At 39.1% G+C, this 5,577-nt stretch carries 4 protein-coding genes; 2 read left to right on the top strand and 2 right to left on the bottom strand.

The genetic code is table 11. The annotated features are described in order from the left end of the window. The first annotated feature begins 200 nt into the window (after positions 1 to 200). Together IQ228_RS19740 and wecB are read left to right on the top strand one after the other, a co-directional pair. Positions 201 to 1,634 carry a carotenoid oxygenase family protein gene (locus tag IQ228_RS19740; protein ID WP_193964070.1) on the top strand — a complete coding sequence of 478 codons (1,434 nt, stop codon included), beginning with the start codon at positions 201 to 203 and terminating at the stop codon, positions 1,632 to 1,634. Between the two features lie 491 nt (positions 1,635 to 2,125). Continuing rightward, on the top strand, positions 2,126 to 3,256 hold the full coding sequence (wecB, locus tag IQ228_RS19735) for a non-hydrolyzing UDP-N-acetylglucosamine 2-epimerase (RefSeq protein WP_193964068.1): 1,131 nt from the start codon (positions 2,126 to 2,128) through the stop codon (positions 3,254 to 3,256). A gap of 398 nt (positions 3,257 to 3,654) precedes the next feature. On the opposite strand, the gene IQ228_RS19730 is transcribed toward wecB, so the two are convergent. Then, positions 3,655 to 4,260 (bottom strand): peptidoglycan-binding protein, encoded by a 606-nt coding sequence (locus IQ228_RS19730; protein WP_193964066.1) that lies wholly within the window; start codon positions 4,258 to 4,260, stop codon positions 3,655 to 3,657. Between the two features lie 168 nt (positions 4,261 to 4,428). Further along, entirely contained in the window at positions 4,429 to 5,277 is an 849-nt protein-coding gene (locus tag IQ228_RS19725) for a M23 family metallopeptidase (RefSeq protein ID WP_193964064.1), read from the bottom strand. Between the last annotated feature and the right edge of the window lie 300 nt (positions 5,278 to 5,577).

Raw genomic sequence — 5,577 nt, 5'->3', positions numbered from 1 at the left:
CTCTCCAAACCTCTCCCCGAAGCGGGGAGAGGCTTTGAAAACCCCCTTCCCTCGTAGGGAAGGGGGCAGGGGGGTTAGGTTTTTGGAGATTATCGGTTTCATCTAATACTTTTAAAACATCCTCTTAAGCCTGTTTAACTTTGAAGGGTAAATTCGATTAGCATGAGACAACAACCTATTATTCACAGAATAAATCCTATATGCAAACAATTGATCAAAAGTCAACCAAAAAAGCATGGTCTAGAGCCATATCTCAACCAGCAACAGAATTTCCTGCCACTCAATTACCTATTCTCGCAGGTACAATCCCCGATGGTTTACGGGGTACACTGTACCGGAATGGACCAGCACGACTAGAACGAAATGGTATGCCAGTGGGACATTGGTTTGATGGAGATGGGGCAATTCTGGCGGTTAATTTTACCAATGCAGAAACATTTGCAGTTTATCGCTATGTGCAAACCATAGGTTATCAAGAAGAAACTGCTGCGGGTAAATTGCTTTATGGTAATTATGGCATGACTGCACCAGGAATTATCTGGAATCAATGGATAAAACCCATAAAAAATGCGGCGAATACTTCAGTTTTGGCATTACCTAATAAACTTTTGGCATTGTGGGAAGGTGGTAAACCTTATGCTTTAGATTTGCAAACTTTAGAAACTTGTGGTGAAGATGATTTAGGCAGTTTAACCAAGGAATTAAGTTATTCTGCCCATTATAAGCGGGATGCAAATACAGGGGAAATTTTTAATTTTGGTGTAACTCCTGGATTAAATGCCACAATTAATGTTTATAAAAGTGACTTGACTGGTAAAATTATCCGCACAGGAACATATCAATTAGAAGGTGTACCACTCATACATGATTTTGTTTTAGCAGGACAGTATCTAATCTTTTTTATTTCGCCAGTGAAGTTAAATCTTTGGCCAGTTTTAGTAGGAACAAGTAATTATAGTGATTCTCTAGAATGGCATCCTGAATTGGGAACTCAGATTATAGTCTTTGACAGAGAAACTTTATCTTTAGTCAGTGAAGGAGAAACTGAATCTTGGTTTCAGTGGCATTTTGCGAATGGTTATGTAGATAATAGTGGCGCGGTAATTGTAGATATTGCCCGTTATGAAGATTTTCAAACTAATGAATATTTACGGGAAGTAGCTACAGGGGAAACTCATACAATTGCCAATAGTACATTTTCACAAGTTCGACTCAATCCTTTAACTGGCAAGGTAATTAAAATTGAACAACTTTCAAATCAACATTGTGAGTTTCCTAGTGTTCCTCCACAAAATACAGGTCAATTTTCTCGTTATACCTATATGTCAGGATTCCAACCAGGGACAGATGTTGGTAAGGAAATCTTAAATAGTATTGCTTGTTTTGATCACCAAACTGGAACTTTAACACAAGCAAACATAGGAGAAAATCGCTATCCTTCCGAACCTATTTATGTCCAAAATCCGCAAAGCTCGGAACAAGGTTGGGTGTTAACTGTGGTTTATGATGGTGATACCCATAGTAGCGAGGTTTGGGTCTTTGCGAGTGATAGGTTAAATGAAGAACCTATTTGTAAACTGGGATTACCCAGCGTTATCCCCCACAGTTTCCACGGGACATGGAAACCTGCTTAATCATCAAGGACAGGCAGGATGCCTATCCCACAAAATTGGGTAATTTATTTTTTGGTGTTCCCTTAGAGGATGTTTGAAAAGCCTTTAATGTATAAATAAACCCCTCTGGTAAACCTCTCCCCGATGCGGGTAGAGGCTTTGAAACCCCCATTCCCTCCTAGGGACTTCCAAATAAAAAAATACTCAACCACCTAACGCAAAAATCTCTCAAACCCTTATTCCTCTGTGTCCTCTGCGCCTCTGTGGTTCGTTAATCAGGATAATTTATTTCTTGGAAGTCCCCTAGAGAAGGGGGGTTAGGTTTCTGGAGATTATCGGTTTCATCTAATACTTTTCAAACAACCTCTTACCCCTACCCGGAGAATCAAATAATTAAGCCGTGTTGGGTATAACCGAAATGTGTGAAGGAAAGTAAAAACAATTTGGTATAATTGGGTAAAAAATTAATTACTGTCTAGCAAAATTAAAAGTAAATTCTAATTATTTGACTAATGACTAATCAACACCGCATTGGCATTATTTTAGGAACTCGTCCCGAAGCTATTAAACTAGCACCAGTAATTCAAGTTTTTCAAAATTCTCCAGATTTTGAATTGCAGGTAATTCTCACAGGACAACATCGAGAAATGGTTGAACAAGTAATGCAATTGTTCAAACTCAAAGCTGATTGGAATTTAGAGATTATGCAGCGACAACAATCTCTTAATGATATTACTTGTCGAAGTTTACAGGGTTTAGAAGCATTATTTCAAGCTCAAAAATTAGATTTTGTAATTGTCCAAGGAGATACAACAACAGCTTTTGCGGCGACCTTGGCAGCTTTTTATCAAAAAATCCCTGTGGGTCATGTGGAAGCAGGTTTAAGGACTGATGATTTATTTAATCCTTTTCCCGAAGAAGCTAATAGAAGGTTGATTTCCCAACTGACACAATTACATTTTGCGCCGACTACTTTGGCTGTAGAAAACTTACAAAATTCTGGGGTATTAGGAGAAATTCACTTAACAGGAAATACTGTAATTGATGCCTTGTTAAATGTGGCTGCAAAAAAACCAGTTTGCAATATACCTGGGTTAGATTGGCATAAATATAGGACAATATTGGCAACAGTTCATAGACGGGAAAATTGGGGATCACCGCTGCAAGATATCGCTCAAAGTTTTTTACAAATTTTAGAGCAATTTCCTGATACAGCCTTATTACTGCCATTACATAAAAATCCCACAGTTAGAGAACCACTACAAAAGTTGTTAGGGAGTCATCCCCGCATTTTCCTAACAGAACCCTTGGATTATGCTGAATTAGTGGGAGCTATTGAGCGATCGCATTTAATCTTAACAGATTCCGGTGGCTTACAAGAAGAAGCCCCCAGTCTGGGTAAACCAGTCTTAGTTCTCAGAGATACGACAGAAAGACCAGAAGCTGTTACCGCCGGAACAGCCAAACTCGTAGGTACACAAACCGCAAATATTGTCACAGCCGCTAGTGAACTACTCAGCAATCCCGACGCTTACACGAAAATAGCCACCGCCATTAATCCCTTTGGCGATGGCCATGCAGCAGAACGCATCCTAGAAATTGTTAAAAATTACCAGCAACGGCGAACAGAAAAACAACTTTAGTTACAGCAGGTTGCAGGTATATAAAGGTACATTATACCCCTCATTCCTGGTTATACTCAACACGGCTTAATAATTTGATTCTGTGGGTAGGGGTAAAGCAAGAGCTTCATAGGTGTCAACTTAGGTTACAGATGGCTTATTTGTTTGGCTTCCACACCCGCCAGGGAATAAATTCCCTGTCTCATAGCTCAAGTCCGTTAAAACGGACTAATGAATTTTCCTAGTATTTAGTCATCTTTTAGATGACTTTCGCTATTAGCAGGGAACTTGAGTTCCTTGCGGGATGAAGATTTTACGTTAAGTTGACACCATTAAGCTTTTGCTTTACCCCTACAAATCTAGGTTTTTCGTGATTTTGTAAAAGTCCATGTCTCAACCGTTTTGAGTATAAACAGTTTCTAAATACCTAAAGCTCTCCGAGTTTGATAACCAACAACGCCATCTACACGCAGTCCGTTACGTCTTTGAAAGTGACGAATTGCGTTAATGGTGCGTGAGCCGTAAACACCATCAACTCTAATCCCTAAAGCTCTTTGAATTTCTCTAACTCGTTCACCTCTTGAGCCATATCCTACCGTCACCCTACCCCCAACACCGTATCCAGAACGATATCTGCGGTGAGAATAGCCAGGAGTATTACCAATCCATCTTTCAGCAGCATAGTATCCTCGGTAACGTCCCGAAGAAATTCTCGCAAATCCATTTCTGACACTGCCTGTTTCACCAATATATGAACCATTGCGGACACAAGCTACAGATGAATTTGCAGTGCTAGGTCCGGTACGAATATAAAGACAATTTCCATTTGTGCTGACATATTCTGCGGAAGCAAACTGCATTTGAGTCACTGTAGCTAGTAATATAGTCACACCAGCCAAAGTTAACCATGCCGAAGATTTAAAAATTTTCCGCCAATTAAATGACGATTTGGGAAAATTTAAGGCCAAATTTTCATTTGGTTGTTCATTTTCTATATACATATATGAATAAGCCAAATATTCCATAATCACCTGCTCCTTTATGTGAACTTTTACGATACTTTTGTCTAGTTTTAATCTTTATTGATTTTATACTTCTTTAGCACAATATGTTGGCTGCTATATTCCGCCATTTGAACTGTCACATCAGGTATTTGTAATGAAATCATCAATTACATAAAGAGGTTAGTATTTTTATTTCCCTAAACCACGAGAAGTGAGAAAACTATCTGCACGAATTGGACTACCATTGCGCCAAATTTCTATTTTTTCTGGGCTGATTAAGTAGGAAAAAGTACCATTTTCTGCCTGATATTTGTTATTATCAACTTTCCAAGCCCGAATTTTTAAAACTTGACTGGGTTCCTGTTTCAATTTCCCTAAATAAAATAACTGACCATTTTCTTCGCAAACTTTTATACTGACTGTTGCCGTCTCCCCATTCATAATTGTAGTCCCATGACAATCAGCATGATTACTTATAGGTGAAACTGGTTGTGGAGTTCGGGTAACTGGTTGATTTACTGGTGTTTTTGCGATCGCGGCGGACGGTAATAAACTGAGAGGATTACTAGCTAAACGACCATCTGCATAAAATTCAAAATGCAAATGAGGGGCGGTACTATTGCCTGTTGAACCCATTTCGGCAATAATTTGACCTTGTTTGACCTGTTGACCTTTACTGACCAATAAGCGGCTATTATGTCCGTAAACCGTCACATTGCCATTAAGATGTTTAATTTCGATAAAATTACCTAATCCCCAATCATCCCAACTAGCTTTGACAACTGTACCAGCCGCAGCAGCCAAAATCGGAGTCCCTTTTGCACCCGCAATATCAATTCCCTCATGTTGATATTTACGGAAACCTTGAGAAAGCACACCCTGAGTAGGCCAAATTAAGTTAGTAGCAGGTGCAAATGTGGTGTTAGTTAGAGAAACTGTTTGAGGTGAAGCTGGAGCAATCTGATTCAAGACTAAACTGCAAGAAATTAAACTCATTAAAGCGTAATTACAAAAGCGGTAGATATTAACTTTTTTCATCAGTTTCTAGCCTTATAGTTGCTATAGCAGCGAAAAGAAGTCAAAGCCGACTACTGTAAATGGAGAAATGCTATAGTTACTTGCTATTTCAGTCTCAAATGTGTCACATCAGGACAGTTAGCTGGTTAAATTTACAACTTGTGCAAACTTACTATCTCCAGAAATAGATCCCCGACTTCTTAAAGAAGTCGGGGATCTTGTTTTTTTGGCACAATTAAATATGAAACCCCTCTGGTAAACCTCTCCTTTGCACCTCTCCCTAACCCTCTCCTAAGAGGAGAGGGAAAAGGAATAATATTT

Origin of the sequence: Dolichospermum sp. LEGE 00246, from assembly GCF_015207865.1 — a bacterium.
Taxonomy (GTDB): domain Bacteria; phylum Cyanobacteriota; class Cyanobacteriia; order Cyanobacteriales; family Nostocaceae; genus Dolichospermum; species Dolichospermum heterosporum.
This window is presented reverse-complemented; position numbering and strand designations above follow the sequence as displayed.

Bases quoted from the DNA above. Each gene is read 5' to 3' on its own strand.
- wecB (WP_193964068.1), top strand. From the start codon at position 2,126: ATGACTAATCAACACCGCATTGGCATTATTTTAGGAACTCGTCCCGAA.
- IQ228_RS19725 (WP_193964064.1), bottom strand. From the start codon at position 5,277: ATGAAAAAAGTTAATATCTACCGCTTTTGTAATTACGCTTTAATGAGT.
- IQ228_RS19740 (WP_193964070.1), top strand. From the start codon at position 201: ATGCAAACAATTGATCAAAAGTCAACCAAAAAAGCATGGTCTAGAGCC.
- IQ228_RS19730 (WP_193964066.1), bottom strand. From the start codon at position 4,260: ATGGAATATTTGGCTTATTCATATATGTATATAGAAAATGAACAACCA.